The sequence below is a fragment of the Pigmentiphaga soli genome, from assembly GCF_039541095.1.
Lineage (GTDB): Bacteria > Pseudomonadota > Gammaproteobacteria > Burkholderiales > Burkholderiaceae_B > Pigmentiphaga > Pigmentiphaga soli.
The window spans coordinates 28,934-47,198 of sequence record NZ_BAABFO010000035.1; the positions used below are offsets into that span (position 1 = coordinate 28,934).

17 protein-coding genes are annotated in these 18,265 nt (G+C 67.2%); 4 read left to right on the plus strand and 13 right to left on the minus strand.

Features of this window, described 5'->3' with window-relative positions:
- Positions 1-11: 11 nt before the first annotated feature.
- Positions 12-1,037: a D-2-hydroxyacid dehydrogenase gene (locus ABD927_RS22875; protein ID WP_345252201.1), complete on the minus strand. Its 1,026-nt coding sequence runs from the start codon at positions 1,035-1,037 to the stop codon at positions 12-14.
- A 9-nt stretch (positions 1,038-1,046) separates the two neighbouring features.
- A complete protein-coding gene (locus ABD927_RS22880; protein WP_345252202.1) occupies positions 1,047-1,859 on the minus strand; it encodes a class II aldolase/adducin family protein in 813 nt (270 codons plus the stop codon).
- A 216-nt stretch (positions 1,860-2,075) separates the two neighbouring features.
- Between ABD927_RS22880 and ABD927_RS22885 the strand changes: the two genes are divergently transcribed.
- Entirely contained in the window at positions 2,076-2,966 is an 891-nt protein-coding gene (locus ABD927_RS22885; protein WP_345252203.1) for an NAD(P)-dependent oxidoreductase, read from the plus strand.
- Positions 2,967-3,003: 37 nt separating this feature from the next.
- On the opposite strand, the gene ABD927_RS22890 is transcribed toward ABD927_RS22885, so the two are convergent.
- The 4 genes from ABD927_RS22890 to ABD927_RS22905 are packed head-to-tail and all read right to left on the minus strand — an operon-like array spanning position 3,004 to position 6,638.
- A complete protein-coding gene (locus ABD927_RS22890) occupies positions 3,004-3,921 on the minus strand; it encodes an SMP-30/gluconolactonase/LRE family protein (protein ID WP_345252204.1) in 918 nt (305 codons plus the stop codon).
- Between the two features lie 2 nt (positions 3,922-3,923).
- Complete coding sequence (locus tag ABD927_RS22895) at positions 3,924-4,901, minus strand: Bug family tripartite tricarboxylate transporter substrate binding protein (protein WP_345252205.1); 978 nt, start codon at positions 4,899-4,901, stop codon at positions 3,924-3,926.
- A 40-nt stretch (positions 4,902-4,941) separates the two neighbouring features.
- Positions 4,942-6,339: an acyclic terpene utilization AtuA family protein gene (locus ABD927_RS22900; protein ID WP_345252206.1), complete on the minus strand. Its 1,398-nt coding sequence runs from the start codon at positions 6,337-6,339 to the stop codon at positions 4,942-4,944.
- Positions 6,336-6,638, minus strand: a complete 303-nt coding sequence (locus ABD927_RS22905; protein WP_345252207.1) for a DUF4387 family protein — start codon at positions 6,636-6,638, stop codon at positions 6,336-6,338. The genes ABD927_RS22900 and ABD927_RS22905 overlap by 4 nt, the downstream gene beginning before the upstream one ends.
- 123 nt (positions 6,639-6,761) lie before the next feature.
- Between ABD927_RS22905 and ABD927_RS22910 the strand changes: the two genes are divergently transcribed.
- Positions 6,762-7,736, plus strand: coding sequence for a LysR family transcriptional regulator (locus ABD927_RS22910; RefSeq protein ID WP_345252208.1), 975 nt, complete (start codon positions 6,762-6,764; stop codon positions 7,734-7,736).
- Here the strand turns inward: ABD927_RS22910 and ABD927_RS22915 are convergent.
- The 5 genes from ABD927_RS22915 to acnA are packed head-to-tail and all read right to left on the minus strand — an operon-like array spanning position 7,705 to position 15,421.
- Positions 7,705-9,114: an MmgE/PrpD family protein gene (locus ABD927_RS22915; RefSeq protein WP_345252209.1), complete on the minus strand. Its 1,410-nt coding sequence runs from the start codon at positions 9,112-9,114 to the stop codon at positions 7,705-7,707. The genes ABD927_RS22910 and ABD927_RS22915 overlap by 32 nt on opposite strands.
- A 1-nt stretch (position 9,115) precedes the next feature.
- The gene (locus ABD927_RS22920) at positions 9,116-10,528 is read right to left on the minus strand and encodes an MmgE/PrpD family protein (RefSeq protein ID WP_345252210.1); all 1,413 of its coding nucleotides are present in this window, start codon (positions 10,526-10,528) and stop codon (positions 9,116-9,118) included.
- Between the two features lie 44 nt (positions 10,529-10,572).
- Positions 10,573-11,631 (minus strand): CapA family protein, encoded by a 1,059-nt coding sequence (locus ABD927_RS22925; RefSeq protein ID WP_345252211.1) that lies wholly within the window; start codon positions 11,629-11,631, stop codon positions 10,573-10,575.
- Between the two features lie 30 nt (positions 11,632-11,661).
- Complete coding sequence (locus tag ABD927_RS22930; RefSeq protein WP_345252212.1) at positions 11,662-12,705, minus strand: tripartite tricarboxylate transporter substrate binding protein; 1,044 nt, start codon at positions 12,703-12,705, stop codon at positions 11,662-11,664.
- A gap of 25 nt (positions 12,706-12,730) precedes the next feature.
- Entirely contained in the window at positions 12,731-15,421 is a 2,691-nt protein-coding gene (gene acnA, locus ABD927_RS22935; RefSeq protein WP_345252213.1) for an aconitate hydratase AcnA, read from the minus strand.
- A gap of 256 nt (positions 15,422-15,677) precedes the next feature.
- Here acnA and ABD927_RS22940 point away from each other — a divergent pair, with 256 nt between their 5' ends.
- Positions 15,678-16,319, plus strand: a complete 642-nt coding sequence (locus ABD927_RS22940; RefSeq protein ID WP_425570350.1) for a GntR family transcriptional regulator — start codon at positions 15,678-15,680, stop codon at positions 16,317-16,319.
- A gap of 28 nt (positions 16,320-16,347) precedes the next feature.
- On the plus strand, positions 16,348-17,241 hold the full coding sequence (locus tag ABD927_RS22945; RefSeq protein ID WP_345252215.1) for an isocitrate lyase/PEP mutase family protein: 894 nt from the start codon (positions 16,348-16,350) through the stop codon (positions 17,239-17,241).
- An 84-nt stretch (positions 17,242-17,325) separates the two neighbouring features.
- On the opposite strand, the gene ABD927_RS22950 is transcribed toward ABD927_RS22945, so the two are convergent.
- Together ABD927_RS22950 and ABD927_RS22955 are read right to left on the minus strand one after the other, a co-directional pair.
- Positions 17,326-17,673, minus strand: a complete 348-nt coding sequence (locus ABD927_RS22950; protein WP_345252216.1) for a DUF977 family protein — start codon at positions 17,671-17,673, stop codon at positions 17,326-17,328.
- A gap of 151 nt (positions 17,674-17,824) precedes the next feature.
- Positions 17,825-18,265 (minus strand): Fic family protein (locus tag ABD927_RS22955; protein WP_486357923.1); only part of this gene is annotated, 441 nt, incomplete at its 5' end.

The window sequence follows — 18,265 nt, forward strand, 5'->3', positions numbered from 1 at the left end:
CCTGTACGTTGTTATTGAACCGAGGCGGGCGAGGCCACGTTCCTGAGGGATTCGCCGCGCGCCAGCCGGCGCGCGTTGGCGAGGAAAAACCGGACCAGCCTGTCCGCCCGGCCGCGCGAATCGCCGGCCGCGTGCGGCGTGACGATGACGTTGGGCAGACTCCAGAAAGGCGAGTCGGCAGGCAGCGGTTCGGTCTCGAACACGTCGAGATAGGCGCCGGCCAGGCGCCCGTCCTGCAGGGCGGCCAGCAGCGCGGCGCCGTCGGCCACGCCGCCGCGCGAGACGTCGACGATGCGGGCGCCGCGCGGCAGCCCCGCCAGTTGCCGGCCGCCGACCAGGTGACGGGTTGCAGGCGTAAGCGGGCAGCACAGGATCAGCCAGTCCGCGGCCGGCAGATGCGCGTCGAGCGCGCCGATCCGGTGCACTTCGTCGCACACTTGGACCGGGCTGCCCGAACGGCTGAAGCCGACGACGCGCATGCCGAGCGTGCGGCACAGGCGCGCCACTTCGCCGCCGATAGCGCCCAGTCCCACCACCAGCGCGGTCTGGCCGTCCAGGTCCTGCGGCGCGTCGGCGCCGCGCGCGGGCGCCCACCGCCGCTCGCGCTGCAATGCCGCCCATCTGGGCAATTCGCGCGCCAGCGCCAGCACGCCGGCGATGGCCGAGTGGGCCACCGTGGTCGAGGCGATGCCGCCGGCATGGGTCAGCGTGACGCCGCGCCGCATCAGGGCCTGGTACTGGGGCCGGTCGACCCCGGCCGACGAAACCTGCACCCATGACAGCGCAGGGGCGCGCAACAGCAGGTCGCAGAACGTGGCCATCAAGGGTGTCAGGCGATCCTTGCTGGATTCGCCCAGCACGTCGACCGAGACGAAACCGGCGCAAACGTCGCGCAGGCGCGCGTCGCCGAACGAGGCGCCGGCGTCGACGGGCAGCAATTCACAGCTGCCGTCCGGCGCGGAGAACGCCTCGACGATGGCGGAACCGTAATGATCGTGAACCTCGCGCGAAACGAGGATGGCGCGGCGGGACTGCATGGCCGCGCGTCAGGTACGGTAGGAAGGATCGATGCTATCGAGCCAGCGCAGCAGGCCTGGCCACTCCAGCACGCCGTAGGGCTTGTGGTCGCCGGGTTTGCCCGCGCTCGGCTGCAGGGAGAGCTGCTGGTTGGTCCGGCGCACCACCTCGGGCTTGGGCCGGACGAGCGGCGAGCCGGCCGACATGGCCAGCAGCTGCGTATGGCAAGAGCGCTCCAGCCGGTAGATGTTGTTGAAGGCCTGCTCCACGCTCGCGCCGACGGCCAGCAGGCCGTGGTTGCGCAGAATCATCACCTCGGCATCGCCCAGGTTGGCGATCAGGCGGCCCTGTTCTTCCAGGTCCAGCACCACGCCTTCGTAGTCGTGGTAGGCCACCTTGCCGAAACGCATGGCGGTTTGCGTGAGCGGCAGCAGCCCGCATTCCAGCGACGATACCGCCATTCCGTGCGGCGTGTGGGTGTGGATGATGCACTCCACGGCAGGCAGCGCACGGTGGATGGCGCTGTGGATGACGTAGCCGGCATTGTTGATGCCGTAGCTGCGCCACGGGTTGTAGATCTCGCGCCCATCGATGTCCACCTTGAGCAGCGACGAGGCGGTGATCTCGGCATAGCGCAGCCCGAACGGATTGATCAGGAAATGATGATCCGGCCCCGGCACGCGAGCGGACGCGTGGTTGTAGATCATGTCCGTCATGCCGTACAGATCGATCAGCCGATAGCAGGCAGCGAGCTTGACCCGCAATTCCCACTCCTCGTCGCTGAAACGGGGCGGCGCGGCCCCGGGATCTTTCAGTTGCGCCTGCAAAGAATATGGTTCCATCTCCGCCACCATTCCGTCTAAGAGAATAATTATTCTTTTCTAGCCTAAGGACTAGCGGACCGGCTGTCAACCGATGCCTATGCTACGCGGGTCTCCCCCTGTCGACCGGAACGCTGGCATGGCTTGACAGGCGGCTCGCCATTCAATAGCTTAAAAAAAGAACACATGTTCTTTTAAACAGAACTATATTCGGTGACGTAAGCACTGGAGGAGGCCATGACCGTGCAAGCAAACCCTGAACAACTGGGATTCATCGGCGTCGGCGTAATGGGCGAACCCATGTGCCGCCATCTCGCCACCAAGACCGGGCTGCCGGTGCTGGTCTCGGATACCAACCCCGAACCGGTGCGCCGGCTGGCCGCCGAGGGCGCCATCGAAGCCGCGCCCGACCGGCTCGGCGCCGAAGCCGACGTGATCTTTCTTTCGCTGCCCTCGCGCGAGGCGCTGGAAGCCGTGCTGTTCGGCGAACGCGGGCTGTACCGGCACCTGAAGGCCGGCCAGACGGTGGTCGACCTGAGCACCACGCCCTATGCCTACACGCTGGACATGGCCAGGCGGCTCCAGGAACTGGGCATCGTGTTCGCCGACGCGCCGGTCATGCGCACCCGGGCGGCCGCCCAGGCCGGCAAGCTGTCGGTACCGGTCGGCGCCTCGGCCGAGGCCTACGCGCGCATACGGCCACTGATCGCCACCTTCGCGTCCGACATCGTCCATGCAGGCGGCATAGGCGCGGGACAGGTGGCCAAGCTGCTGAACAACATGGTGCTGTACGAAACCGTGCTGGCGCTGGGCGAGGCTTATGCGATCGGACGCAAGGTGGGGGTCGACACGCAGCGGCTGTTCGACATTCTTTCCACCGGCTCGGCCGACAGCTTCGCGTTGCGCAACCACGGCATGAAGGCCATCGTGCCGCAGGCATTTCCGGAAAAGGCCTTTCCGGTCACGTATGCGCGCAAGGACATCCTCTATGCGCTGGAACTGGCCGAACACGCGGGCGTGAGGGCCAGCGGGGCGCGCAATCTGCTGGAGACCTTCGACGCCGCGATCGAACAGGGCTATGGCGGAGAATACGCGCCGGCGATCAGCAAATTGTTCCTGGAAGGCTAGGGGGCCGGGCCGGGGGCCCGGGACCTGGTTCCCCTCTTCAGGTGTGCGAATACATGACCTTCCCGGCCACGGGAAGATCGGCGGCCAGTACGCAGCCGGCCAGCGAGTCGGTGATGTACAGCGTCTTGCGATCCGGCCCGCCGTAAGCGCAATTGGTGACCAGATCGCTGCGCGGCGACTGGACGCGGAAGGCCGGCTCGCCGCGATGGCTGAAGATCCACGCCGCCCCCATGTCGGGCTGGACCACCGCCAGTCCGTCGTGCTCGTCGATCGCCATCCCGTCGGGACCGCGCCCGCCGGACAGCTGGATGAAATGGCCGGCGCGCACCACGCCCCCGTCCGGCGGCATGATAGGCAGCCGCCAGACCGCATTGGCGCGCGTCACCGCGACGAACAACGCGTTCTCCTTCGCATTGAGCACCAGCCCGTTGGGACTGGGAATGTAGTCGGCCAGCAGCTCCAGATGGCCGCCGGCCCGCAGCCGGTAGACGCGCCCGCTCGGGTCGTTCAGCCCCGTCTGCCCCTGGTCGGTGAAATACAGATCGCCGTTGCTGGCGAACACCAGATCGTTGAGGCCCTTGAAATGCTCGCCCTTGTAGTCCGAGGCGATCGCTTCCATGCGCCCGGTGGCCAGGTCCAGCGCCATCAGCCCATTGCGGTAGTCGGCGATGAAGGCCCGGCCGTCGCGATGGATCTTCAGCCCATTGGGCTCGCCGGCGTATTCGACCACCAGTTCCCATTGCCCGGCGGGCGAAATGCGGAACACCCGGCCGAACGGAATGTCGGTCACGTACAGATTGCCCTGCCGATCGAACGACGGCCCTTCCAGGAAGCAGCCATTGACCGGCACGCTGCGCCCCGAGGCAAGGCGCTCGGGCGGAATCTCGCGCCGACGGAATTGCTCGGGCATCTCGGCGAACACGCGCGCCTGTATCAATTGAGGAGGAGCGAACATACTCAATCCACTTTCGCGCCGGAGATTCGGACGGCATCGCCCCAGGCCTTCATTTCGGACCGGATGTAGGCGTCGAACTCCTTCGGCGTGTTGCCCGCCGGGAACCCGCCCAGCGCCTTCAGGTTGCTGGCGAACTCCGGCGTCTGCAGGATCTTGCGCGATTCGCTCGACAGCCGTTCCACGATGGCCGCCGGCGTGCCGGCCGGCGCCACCAGCCCCACCCAAGCGATCGCCTCGAAACCGGGATAGCCCGACTCGGCGATGGTCGGCAGATCCGGCATCACGTTGGAGCGCTCCATGCTGCTGACGGCCAGGGCGCGCAGCTTGCCCGCCTTGATGAACTCCAGCGAGCCGGGCCCGGTTTCGAACATCGCGTTGATGCGGCCCGCCATCAGGTCGGTGACCGCCGCCGGCCCGCCCTTGTAGGGCACGTGGACCAGATCGATCTTGGCGCGCGACTTGAACATCTCCATGGCCAGATGGTTGGTCAGCCCATTGCCGGCCGAACCGAAGTTCATCTTGCCCGGATGCGCCTTGGCGTAGTCGACGAAATCGGCCAGCGTCCTGAACGGCGAGTCGGCATTGACGATGAGATAGAGCGGCAGCTTGGCCACCAGCGTCACCGGGGCGAAATCCCTGAGCGGATCGTAGGGCAGCTTGGGATAGAGCGACGGATTGATCGCCAGCGTGGTGCTCGACGACATCATCAGCGTATAGCCGTCGGGCGAGCTCTTGGCCGTGACCTGCATGCCGATGATGCCGGCGGCGCCGGCGCGGTTGTCGACGATCACCGTAGTGTTGCCGAGAGCCGGCCCCAGCTTGGCCGCCAGCGCACGGGCGATCAGGTCGGCCGACTGGCCCGGCGGGAAGCCGACGATGATCTTGACGGGATTTTCCGGATAGGCCGCGGCCGCCGGCGCGGCGGGCGCCAAACCGAGCAGGGCCGCCATGGCCATGGCGGCCAGGTGCAGTGTCTTCATGTCTTCTCCTAGAGTTATTGGAATGCCGTCTGCCGCGGGCTCAGAGGTTCTCGACGGTCAACGGGAACAGCCGGCCGACGTCCGGCGCGTTCATGATGTGATAGATGTTGAAGCGATAAGCGGTACCCACCGTGATCTCGGGCGGAGTGAAGGCGAAGGCCAGGTTGCCGCCGGTGGACTGCCGGCCGGGATAGCCGAAGTGCAGCAGGTATTGCTTCATCGTCCGCGCCACTTCCAGCGCCCGTTCGGGCGTGGGCGCGATGCATTCGATCAGCATGAACACTTCATGCGGCGCCGGCGCGTCGACCTTGGCGTCGCTGACGCCGTTCTTGCCGTAGACCCGCCAATACAGCTCGTAATCTTTCTCGCCGCCCTCGCACACCAGATCCTGCACCACCACCGAAACGTCCTGCAGGATCTGCTCGTGGCCGGCGATGAAGAAGGGATCGGACGCCGCGCACAGCAGCACGGCGCGTTCGCCCACCCGGCGCGAGCCCTCGATCTTGATCGTCTGCGCCGTGGCGGGCACCCAGCGCGCGCCCGACACCCGGGTCCGCCGCTCGTCGATTTGCTCGTAGCGCGCGTCGTGCAGCTCGGCGCGGCCCTCGGGTTCGATGATGAGAAAGGGATCGCTCTGCTCGTACAGGCTGTGCGCCGCGACCGATACCGGCGTCGCCCGCCGCTGCGGCGCCATGCTCTCCAGCACGAAGCCGTCGTCGTCGAGCGTGGCCAGGATGGTGTCGCGCCCGCCCGGCAGGCAGCACAGCGACGCGCACTCGATGATCTTGGCCATGTGCACCGCCAGGCCGGCCGGAAAGCCCAGCATCACGGGCAGCGCCGAAAAGATCGCCGTATCGCAGGCGCGGCCGGCGATCAGCACGTCGATGTCGGCGGCGAAGGCCTGCTGGAACGTCGACATGCCCATCTGGCCGACGATGTGGGACGCGGCACCCACCTCTTCGATGGTGAGGTCGGGCATCTGGTCGATGCCGGTCACGCCGCCGGCGCGCACCGCATCGGCCAGGATCCCGCGGTCGATGTCGCCCGGCAGCACCGCCATCCTAAAGCGCAGCCCTTCTTCCTGCGCGATCCCGCGCACCAGCGCCAGCGTCTGTTCCAGATGCGGCCGGGCGCCGGCCGAGCCAGCCGAGCCGATCACCAGCGGGATGTCGAGCTTGCGCGCGCCCAGCAGCACCTTGCGCAGATCGCGCCTGGTCTGCGCCGGCGCCGTCGCCATTTTGCCGGCGCCCAGGTAGTACGGCCCGATATCGATCGACCCCATGTCGCAGCCGATCAGGTCCGGGCCGCGCTCCAGCCCCGCGTTGAACGCAGGCGTGGGAATGCCGTAGCCCAGCTGGCCGGATGCGCCCAGCAGCTTCAGGGGCCGGCGCGTTCCGGCCTTTGCGAATTCCTCGAGAAGGCGGCCGGTCGCGCTCACAGTTCCACCTCGAACAGCCGGGCGTGCTGCTGCGCGCCGTAGACATCGGCATCGCCGGGATCGCCCGCGGTGATCTTGCGCGGCAGCGCGATCTTGATCGCGCGGCACAGCGGATATTCGATGACCCGCACCTGCTCGGCGGGCGTGTCGTACAGCGCGCCGATCGCCGCCGCGTTGATCGCGCCCGAGCGGCGCGCCAATTCGTAGTGGCCATCGTCGGCGAACATGATGTCGAGCGTCAGCGTGCGCGGCCCGGCGTTCTTGCTGCGGACGATCTGCGAGATCTCTTTCAGCTTCATTCGCTCGTGTGTCCCTGATCGTGTAAAAGTGCGAAAAGTATAGGGACCGGATCCGGCATGTTGCGGCCGCCACGCCTCAAGACATTTGTTCCGCCGGGTTGAAAATCAGGGAGGCAAGCGCGCATGGACAGCGCCAGCGAAATCGCGTTTTTCATGCAGATCGCCAAGCACGGCAGCCTGACCATGGCCGCGCGGGCCATGGGCATCACGCCGGCCGCGCTGAGCAAGCGCCTGGCGCAGCTGGAAAGACGGCTCAACGTCAGGCTCATCAATCGCAACACGCGCTCGCTGAGCCTGACGGGCGAAGGCCGGCTGTATCTGGAAAGGGGTTCGGCCGTGCTGGCCGAGCTGGAAGAACTGGAACGCGCCCTATCCACCATCCGGGAAGAACCGGTGGGGCAGCTGCGCATCAATGCCTCGCTCAACTTCGGCCGCGTCCGGCTGGCGCCGGTCATCTCCGCCTTCATGCGGGAATATCCGCGGCTGGAGGTCGCCCTCGACCTGTCGGACCACCCCAAGGACCTGGTCGAGGGCGGCTTCGATCTGGCCATCCGTCTGGGCGCGCAACCCGACTCCGGACTGCGCGCGCGCCGCCTGGCCACCAACAGCCGCTATCTGTGCGCCTCGCCCACCTACCTCGAACGCCACGGCACGCCCACCACGCTGGCCGACCTGGCGCGCCACGAATGCATCGTGGTGGACCGCCAGGACACCCCCTACGGCGTCTGGACTTTCGTGCTGGGCAACACCATGGAAACCGTCAAGGTCCACGGCCGCATGGCCTGCAACGACGGCGAGGTGGCGCTGAACTGGGCGCTCGACCACCACGGCATCATGATGCGCTCCGGCTGGGACATCGCCCGCCTGGTGCGGGCCAACCGCCTGCGCGTGGTGCTGCCCCAGTACCGTCTGCCGGCGCGCGACGTGTTCGTGGTATTCCACGACAGCAGCCGGCAGGCGCCCAAGGTGAGGGTATTCATCGACTTCGTCGCGCGCATGCTGACCGAGCTGGACAATATGGATGCGCGGGAGATCGCGGGGCAGGGCGACGGGCCGGCCTTGCTGGTCAAGACCGCTCCGGCGCCCCGCCCTCCTTGACCGCGGCCAGCCATTTCGCCCGCCCCTTCGCCGGGAAGGCAGGCACGGGAAAGGCCGGCTGGACTTGCAACTGCGCCAGCGCCTCGTACCAGGCCCGCGCCGCGTCCTCGCCCAGGGCCTGGCCGGTCATCAGCAGAAAACGCCGGCGCAGATCCTCGCCGCCGAACGGATCCTGCGGCATGCCGCGGAAGGAACTGGCGAGCGTCTGCAACGTGCGGCCATCGCGCAGGACCACCTCGATGCGCGCGCTCCACGACGAAGGCAGATCCTGCGCCGCCGCCAGACGGATCAGCCCGCATAAACGCAGTATGTCCGGGTCGGACAACGCCTCTTCGTCGAACGAATTCGGATCCTCCGGGTCGCGGCACAGCGCCAGCGCGACAGAGAACGGCAAGCTGTATTGCGCGCTCATGACGTCACCCGGCGCCCGGATGTCGTGGTGGCTGGCCACTTTGTCGGGCACTTCCAGCGACAATTGCGCGACATCGCGCCCGGTAAAGCCATGCTCGCCCATCAATTGGCGCAGCGCCTGAATGGCCGGCTGTGCCGTCACGTGGCAGGGATAGCGCTTCATGCATACTCTGCGCGTTTCCCAATCCCGGCCCAGCCCGGCGGTCAGCAGTTCCGGATCGCCGTCGCGGCAATAGACATCCAGGAAGCCGAAGCGGCCTTCCAGAATGGTTTCCGGGCCGGTGTAGCCGTCGGCGGCCAGGCGCGCGGCCAGAATGCCCGCCTCGCACGCGCGCCCCATGTGCAGGCGCTTGACCATGGCGCCCTGCCGGGCCTTGGTGAAGGCCAGCAGCCCGGACGACAAGGAACCCGCAATGCCCAGCGCAGACGCCAGGCGATCGGCGTCCAGTCCGTAGACCACGCCGGCGGCGACCGTTGCGCCATACGGGCCGAGCAGGCCCGGCGCGTGGAACCCCAGCTTCTCGCTCGTATGGTGCCCGGCGGCGCCGATGCGGAACATCACTTCGCAGGCGGCCACGAAAGCGCGCAGGGCCGTGGCGCCGTCGGCGCCGGCATCCTGGCAGGCCGCCACGACGGCCGGCACCAGCGTTGCGCCGGGATGCACGCCCGCGCCGGGCGAACGCAGGCTGTCCTGTTCGAAGGCGTGCGCGGCAGCGCCATTGGCCAGCGCCGCGGCGGGCGCCATCACAGCCGTGTCCGGCACGCCGAACACCGTGCAGGGCCCGGCGGCGCCATAGCGGCGGGCATAGGCCGCCGTGGCCGCGCTCCAGGGAAAGCGCGCCCCGAACGTGATGCACGCCAGCGTGTCGATGATGCAGGCTCGCGCCCGCTCGCGCACGTCTTCCGGCAGGTCCTGCCATTGCAATCCGGCGGCATAGGCAGCCAGGGTCTGCGATGCTGTTCCCATTTCAGTTTCCATCACGCTTTTTTGCCAACAGGCGCGCAAGTTCGGCCGCGTCGGCCTTCGTATCGATGCCCAGCACCCAATCGCGGATCCGCTCGACCTGGCCGCGCTCCAGCACGTGCAGCGCCAGCTTGTCGAACTTCTCGACGATGTCGGACTCGCTGGCGAAGTTGCGCTCGTTGCCGCGGCCGGCCTCGACGGTGCGCTCCAGCCTCGTGCCGTCTTTCAGGAACACTTCCACGCGCACCATGTGGCGGAACTTCGAACCCCTGGCGGTGATCCCGGCGTCGTGCCGGACCTGCACCTTGCCGGCCACGCGCATGCGCTCGGGATCGGCGACCTTGTCCTCGGTGAACTGGTCGACGAAACAATCGCCGTCGAGCAGCCAGGTCGCCACGCAATAGGGCAGGTTCAATTGCGCCGAGGTCAGGCCCTGCGGCTCGTACTTCCAGCCCACGTGATCCATGGTGACCTGCGAGCCATGCACCACGATCCTGTCGACGTCGGCCTCGCCGAAGGGACGCCCGGCCTGCATCGCGCGGATGGCGTCCAGCGTGCTGTGGTTGCTGCCCACGCAGGAATAGAACTTCAGCGCGACGCCCATGGTCTGCCAGACGCTGCCCAGCCCCGCGGTCAGCTCGTCGAGCTTGAAGCGATCGGTCGAGCGCGAGAAGGTCGTGCAGAAGCCGCCGTACTCGCTTTCGAGCACGTTGACGATGCCGGTGAAACCGCGCTCGGCGAACAGCGCGCCATACAGCCCGCTCTGCGACGAGCGGCCCGCATGCATGCGCTTGACCATGGCGCCGTACTGCGCGGCCATGAGGCCGGCCGCCTGCGTGCCGGCGATGCCCAGCGCGTGCACGGTGCGCGCGGCATCCAGGCCCAGGCCGCGGGCCGCGCCGGCCGCCGCGGAGAACACACCCAGCGTGGCGCCCGAATGCCAGCCCTGGGCGATGTGCTCGGGCCCCATGCAGATGCCCACGCGCGGGCCGATCTCGTAGCCGGCCACGGCGGCGGTCAGGAATTCCCGCCCGCTCATGCCCGGGCGCATTTCGGCGATGGCGATCAGCGCCGGCAGCACCACCGCGCCCACATGCAGCACGCCCTGGCGGTGCACATCGTCCAATTCGAAACCCTGCACCTGGGTGCCATTGACCAGCGCCGCATGCGGCGCCGACAGTTTCAGGCCCGTGCCCCAGACCGAGCAGGACTGGGTCGTATCCAGTCCGGTCAGGGTGGTCTGCAGGATGCGGCTCCATTCCAGGTCCGCGCCGTAGATGGCGCAGCCCAGCGAATCGAGCATCAGCAGCTTGATGCGCGCCGTCACCTCGGGCGGAATGGCCTCGTAGCGCAGGCCGGACACGAAGTCGGCGATGCCCCGGGTGTAGCGATTGTCGGAAAGAGCGTGTTCAGACACGGGGAGTTCCATTGATTCGGATGATCGAAAATGGGCGCGTGCTTCTACCGCCGCGCGCCCGACCCGAGGTCCACGCAGACCTCATCGCCGTTCTCGGTCAGGCGCGTGCCGAACGGCGCCGAGCGCCGCCTGATCTTCTCCAGCGTGGCCTGTTCCCCGGCCAGCGGGCACAGCACGGTTTCGTTCTCGTCGTTATGGCGCACGAACTGGAACGAGGCCTGCTCCACCCCGTTCTTGCCGATGCCGGCCCGCACCATCATGCCCACCCAGTCGCCGTGTTTCTTGCCGTTGTGCCCAGTGTGGAAAGAAAAGCTGCCCAGCCCGTAGAAAATCGGCTTGCCCTGGTAGACCTCCACCGGCAGCGAATAATGCGGGCCATGGCCGATCACCATGTCGGCGCCGGCATCGATGGCCGCATGGCCGATCTCGGTCATGTAGTCGAGCACGTCTTCCTTCAGCCCCCAGTGGCACGAGGCCACGACGAAATCCGCCTGCTCGCGCAGCGCCGCGATGTCTTCCTGGAAAGATTTCAGGTACGAAGGCTCGGCCCAGGTCAGGATGACCGGCGGCAGGCCCGGCCGATTCATCGGCGGGATTTCCGGCCGCATCTTGTGCATGGGCAGCTGGTAGGCCGTATTGCCCCGGATCACCGCGACCCCCGCGCTCTCGGCGCGCGCCTCGTGATGCGTGGGCCAGTAGACCGACGTGCGCTGCAGAAACCCTGCCCGCACGCCGCCGCAATCGACGATGGCGGGCCGCCGGGCCGCCTGCAGGTCGGCCCCGGCGCCGGTATGCGCGATGCCCGCCTGGTCCAGCCGCGACACCGAGTTCATGATGGCGGCCTCGCCATAGTTCACGTTGTTGGCCAGGCCGACGGCGCGGATGCCGGCCTGCGTCAGGGCTGCCTGGGCGACCGATGGCGCCACGTAGAAACCTTCGTTGTCCACCGAGTGGCCGTTCGGCGGTTCGTACAGGCAGCACTCCAGATTGCTGAAGACCAGATCGGCCGCTTGAAATGCCGGGCGCACGCGCCGGAACGGCACTTCCGGATCGGAGACGTTCATCAGATTGACGTCGCCGGTCAGGATCAATTTTGCTGTCATCGGATTCCTCTTCGATGTATCGATTGCCGCTTACTCCGGCTTGACGCCCACCTCGCGGGCCACGCGGCCCCACAGATCCAAGCCCTCGGCTATGGTCCGGCCGAACTGTTCGGGCGTATCCGGGGCCGCCGTATAGCCGGCGTTTTCCAGGACCTTGACCGCGTCGGGCCGGGCCAGGGCGCGGCCGATTTCCTCGTTCAGGCGCCGCACCACCGGGGCCGGCATGCCCTTGGGCCCGATCAGCCCGTTCCACAGGCTGACCTCGAACCCGCCCAATCCGGCCTCGGCGGCGGTGGGCACGTCCGGCAGCATGTTGTTGCGCGTGCTGGTGGTGACGGCCAGGGCGCGCAGCTTGCCCGCCTTGACATGCGGCAGGGCCTCCGGGATGCTGCTGATGAACAATTGCGTGCGGCCCGTCAGCGTGTCGCTCAGGGCCGGCCCGCCGCCCTTGTAGGGCACGTGCACCATGTCTATGCCGGCGAGGCTCGCGAAGTGGGCGGTGGCCAGATGGATGATGCTGCCGGCGCCGGAGGTCGCGTAGTTTATTTTTCCCGGCTCGGCCTTTGCCATCGCGACGAACTCCTGCAGCGTGCGGGCCTTGAGCGAGGCCGGAACCACCATCACCAGCGCGCCGTCGGATACTTTCCCGATGGGCGTGATGTCTTTGACCGGATCGAAAGACAGCTTGTACAGGCTGGGGTTGACGGCGTAGCTGAGCCCGATCAGCGTCAGCGTATAGCCATCGGCTGGCGCCTTGGCCCCCTCTTCGACGCCGATCACCCCGCCCGCGCCGGCCCGGTTGTCGACCACGGCCGGCTGGCCCAGGCCGCGCCCGAGCTGCTGGGCGATGAAACGGCCGATGAAGTCGTTGCCGCCGCCAGGCGCGAACGGGACGATGACGCGTATCGGATGGTCGGGATAAGCGGCGGCGGCAACCTTTCCCCACGGCGCCATGCCGGCGGCGGCCAGCGCCGGAGCCATTTGCAGCAGTTGGCGCCGGCGGCTGTTCGACGGAAAGATGTCGCCGGCGTCGCCCTGGGGCGGGCAGCGCCGCGAAATGGTATGTGCTGACATCACGTGTCTCCTTTTGAATTGCACTTCAGGGTCGGGGCTGCGTTTCCCCGTTGAAATCCGGGACGGTGCCGGAGGCGTGCAGGCAGGCGCGCAGGACGCTGGCCGGAATGCCCCCTTCCCGCATCAGCTGGCGTTCGGCCTGGGTCAGGACTTGCGCCTGCACCTGGAAGCGGATGACGCCGCTCGGGCCCGTGGCTTCCACCGTAATGGGGGCGCCCTCCATGACGCCGTCGACCAGCCCCAGGAAGGCGAAGCTCTCGGCGCCGTCCAGGCCCAGTTGGCGCCACCCCTGTCCCGGCAGGAAAGCCAGGGGCAGCACGCCCATGCCGACCAGATTGGCGCGATGGATGCGTTCGAAGGATTCGGCCAGCACAGCCTTCACGCCGAGCAGCGCGGAGCCCTTGGCGGCCCAATCGCGGCTGCTGCCCGTGCCGTATTCCTTTCCGGCCAGGATCACGGTGGCGATGCCGGCATCGCGGTAGGCGCCGGCGGCCTCGAAGATGGTGCAGGGCGTGCGGTCCGGGAAGTGGACCGTGACGCCGCCCTCGGTGCCGGGCACGAGCAGGTTCTTGATGCGAATGTTGGCGAAGGTGGCGCGCGCCATGACTTCATGGTTGCCGCGCCGTGCCACGTAGCTGTTGAAATCGTTGGGCGCAACGCCGGCGTCGATCAGATAGCGGCCGGCCGGCGTGTCGGCGGGAATCTCGCCGCCAGGGGAAATGTGGTCGGTGGTGACCGAGTCGCCGAACGCAGCCAGCACGCGGGCGCCTTGCAGCTCGCGCTCCAGGCGCTCCAGTCCGCCTGCCGCGTCGGCGTGGCGGAAGAAGGGCGGCTCGACCAGATAGTGGGACTGCCTGTCCCAGGGAAAAAGCGGGCCGGTCGGGGCTTCCAGCGTATCCCATAGCGAGCTGCCGGCGGCGCTGGTCCGGTAGGTGTCGACGAAGATTTCGCGGCGCGTGGCGGCCGGCATGGCCTGCGCGATTTCTTCGGGCGTCGGCCATAGATCATGGAAGAAGACAGGCGCGCCGGCGGGGTCGATGGCGATGGGATCATGCGCCAGGTCGATGTCGATGCGGCCGGCCAGCGCATACAGCACCACCAGCGGCGGTGCGCCGATGTAGTTCGCGCGGATCAGCTTGTGGATGCGGCCTTCGAAATTGCGGTTGCCCGACAGCACGGCCGCCGCGACCAGCCCGCGCTGCTCGATCTCGCGCGCGGCCTCGGGAAGGAGCGGACCGGATTTGCCGCCGCAGGTCGTGCAGCCGTAGCCGATCAGGTCGAAGCCCAGCGCGGCCAGCGGCGCCAGCAGTCCGGCCTCTTCCAGATAGCGCGTGACGGTGCGCGATCCGGGCGCGAGCGAACGCTTGATCCAGGCCGGCGGCTGGAGCCCGCGCGCGACCGCCTTGCGGGCGACGATGCCGGCGGCCAGCATGACCGCCGGGTTGGAGGTGTTGGTGCATGAGGTGATGGCGGCCAGCGCGATGCTGCCGTGGTCCATCGCCCCGGTTCCGGGCGCCTGCGCGGCGGCGAAGCCGCCGTCGTCCAGCGGACGCGGTAGGCGGGACCGGAAGTCTTCCGCGATCCGGGCCAGCGGCATGCGGTCCTGCGGCCGCCGCGGTCCCGCCATGCTGGGCAGCACGGCGTCCAGATCGATTTCGACGATCTCGCTGTAGGACGGCGTGGGGTCTGCGGCGTCGCGGTACAGATGGTTGGCGCGGCCATAGGCCTCGACCAGCGCGACGTGCTCGTCGGAGCGGCCCGTGGCGCGCAGGTAGGCCAGGGTCTGGCCGTCGATGGGGAAGTAGCCGCAGGTGGCGCCGTACTCGGGCGCCATATTGGCGATGGTTGCGCGCTCCTGCACGGTAAGCGAGGCGATCGCCGGGCCGAAGAATTCCACCGCGCAGGAGGTGACGCCGGCGCGGCGCAGCGTGTCGGTGATGAGCAGCGCCGCGTCGGTGGTCAGCGCCGGCGGGCGGATACGGCCGGTCAGGCGCACGCCCACCACCCGCGGAATCGGAAAAGAGTAGGCCTGGCCGAGCAAGGCGGCTTCCGCGTCGATGCCGCCCACGCCCCAGCCCAGCACGCCCAGCGCGTTGACCATGGGGGTGTGGGAGTCGCCGCCGATGACGAAATCCGGATGGGCCCAGACGCCGTCGGGACGCTCGACGCGGCAGATCACCGGAGCGATGTATTCCAGGTTGACCTGGTGGATGATGCCCGTGCCGGGCGGGAAAAGCCGCAGGCCGGCATAGGCCTGCTGGGCCCATTTCAGGAAACGGTAGCGTTCGGCGTTGCGCTCGAATTCACGCGCGAGGTTGCGCTCGGCGGCGTCGGCGGCGCCCCAGTAATCGACCTGCAGGGAATGGTCGACGATCAGGTCCACCGGCACCCGCGTATCGACCGCCGCGACATCTCCGCCGCGCGCCGCGACCGCGTCGCGCAGCGCGGCCAGGTCCTGCAACACGGGCAAGCCGCTGGAGTCGGGCAGGATCACGCGGGTCACGTACAGGGGCAGGTCGGCGCCGATGTGCGCCTGCCAATCGAGCAGCCCGCGGATGTCCGCCTCGGTTACCGGACGGCCCCAGGCGCGGTTGCGGCAAAGGTTTTCCAGAAGTACGCGTACGACATAGGGATAGTCGGACACGGCCCGGCCCGCCGCTTGCGAGATGTCCGCAATGTGGTGCGGTCCGGAAGGAAGGGACAGGGTGCGGATCATGAATGGAGCCTGCTGCCTGAGTTTTTCTTGGCGGTGGGTCGTCGTGGTCGGATGTTAGGAGCCCGCCCTGTCAAATGTCAACACTTTATTAGGCAGGCTTACGGCAGGCTTAGCGAATACGGCACTCGTCCGGGAAAAGAGTTGACACTTCAGCGGCCTGCTTTGCTAAACTGTTGACACTATGGATGAATCAGTCGAGACCTTCTTCAACACGGAAGATGCGCAAGGCCCATTGGCCGAGGCCGTGTTCCAGCAAATGCTGGAGGCGATCTACCAAGGCCGCCTGGCGCCGGGGGGCGTCATCAACGAGGTATCGCTGGCGCAGGAATTCGGCGTTAGCCGCGGGCCGGTGCGCGAGGCCATCCGCCGCCTGCAAGGGATTCAACTGGTCACCCGCGAGCCCTATCAGAAGGCCCGGGTCGTCTCGCTATCGGCCGAGTCCGCCCTTGAACTGTTCCAGATGCGGATGGCGCTGGAAGGCGTGGCCTGCAATCTCGCCACCCACCGCATGAGCGATGAAGAAATCTCCCAGGTGCTGTCCGAACTGGAGCAAGACCGCAGGAACAGATTGATCGGCGGCGGCAATGGGCAAGGCAGGTCCGCGCCGCGCGCCTTCGATTTCCATGAGCGCATCGTCCGCGCCTGCGGCAACCAGCGGATCATCCATGCGCTGTGCGGCGACCTGTACCACCTGCTGCGCATCTATCGCCGCCATTCCGGCACCGTGCTCGAACGCAAGCACGACGCCTATGACGAACACTGGCAGATACTGCGGGCAATCAAGGCGCGCGACGCCGGACTGGCCGAGTCGCTGATGCGCTCGCACATCGAGCGCGCGGCCAGGCATCTCTCGGAACACCTGCCCTACCCCGAGGCCACGACGAGCCGCGGCGGCTGAAAGCGTGGGATTTTTTAGGAGTCATCGCATGAAGAGTGCCCGCAAATTCCGGGAACTGCTCGAGAACGAAGCCTTCATCGTCTCCCCCGGGGTGTACGACGGCTACAGCATCCGCCTGGTCGAGGCCGCCGGCTTCAAGACCGCCTGCACCAGCGGCGCCGCGATCTCGAACGCGCTGCTCGGCATTGCCGACATCGGCGTCATGGGGCTGACCGAAAACGTCGGCCATTGCCGCAACCTGGCGCGCTCGGTGTCCATCCCGCTCACCGCGGATGCCGACAACGGCTACGGCAATCCGGTCAATGTGTTCCACACCGTGCGCATGTTCGAGGAAGCCGGCGTGGCCGGCATCAATATCGAGGACCAGGTCAGCCCGAAACGCTGCGGGCACATGCCCGGCAAAGACGTCGTCAGCCAGGCCGAGATGGTAAAGAAGATCGAGGCCGCCTGCCTGGCCCGCCGGGACGACGATTTCGTCATCATCGCCCGTACCGACGCGCTGGCCATCGAAGGCGTCGAAGGCACGATGCGCCGTGCCAAGGCCTATGCGGCGGCGGGCGCGGACATGCTGTTTCCCGACGCGGTTCGCACCGAGGACGACATCAAGCGCATCGTCGATGCCGCCGGCATTCCCGTCAGCGTGAACATGGGCTTCGGCATCCGCAAACGGCCCACCACCCCGCTGATCCCGCTGCCGCGCCTGAAGGCCTTGGGCGTCAAGCGCATCAGCCTGCCGCGCATGCTGCCGGCGGCGGCGATTCACGCCATGCAGCAGGCGCTGCAGGTGATGAGGGGCGTGATGGAAAGCGGCGAACCGGCCGATCGGCCGGATCTGCTGGTGGGGATCGAAGACATCATGAAGCTGATGGGGTACGAGCAGATGCGGGAGATGGAGAAGCGGCTGACTACGATCGATGGATGACATGGGGCGTTGTCGGGAAGGATGCGACGCGGCACGGCGTTGGAAGTATCGCTTCAAGGCGCATCATGGCTTGCTTGAGCCTCGCTATCGCATTTCATACCAAGCCCCACGCCCGCTTCCATGCCGGCTAAGGTGTCCCTGTTCCACCAGTACACGAAAATGCTGCTTGAGTGTGTTGCGGCTGCCGCCGGTCAGGCGGATCGCTTCTCCCATTGTGATACGGCCATGCTCCCGCGCGAACTCGACAATTTGCAGCGACAGTTGGGATAGGGCGGCAAGCACCAACTTTTCGCGCTCGACCTTGCGGTTGAGCCGGCGCACTTGCTCTGCTAACGCGCGTAAGAAGAAGATCAGCCAGGGCTGCCAGTCCGGTGTTTCGGTCCGGATCGAGCCCTGGGTTTGCCGCAGCGCGAGGTAGTAGGCTTGCGGCATGCGAAGAGGGCTGCATCGACCTGATGCGGATTGAGATCAACCTGCGAGTCGACCAGCGTTGATGCCAGCGACTCCACGGAGTCGCCTGCCGCGCGGCGTGTCAGAAGCCATGCGTAATACTGGCTTTGATACTGCGTCAGGGGCTGTTGCATCAGTTTTCCCCCTCTACCTTGACTTGTTTCCACTTCGCTCCTCGCCCCTTGCCCGTGGACTCGATCAATCCCTCTGACTTCATCGCCCGCAGTACCAGCCGCACCATATCTCGGCTCACGCCCGGGCAGGCTTCTTCGATTTCGGAAATCGAAAACGGCAGAGTGCGTCCCAGGACTTCCGCACGCACCCGGTCGCCTTTACTGCCACGGCCACGTTCGATGGTGCCGACACGCTCCTCGAACTCACGGTAGGCCCGCAACAAGGCGCCCCAGAAGTAGTCGAGCCAGGGCTTAACGTCGTGCTGCCCCTGGTGCCATCCCTGCGAACTGGCTTCCAGGGTCTCGTAATAGCCTTCCTTGGTGTCCTCGAAGATGCGTTCCAAGCTGAAGGCGTTTCTGGCGCCGTTGAAGGTTCGTCCCGCCGAGCCTGTGGTGCGGTT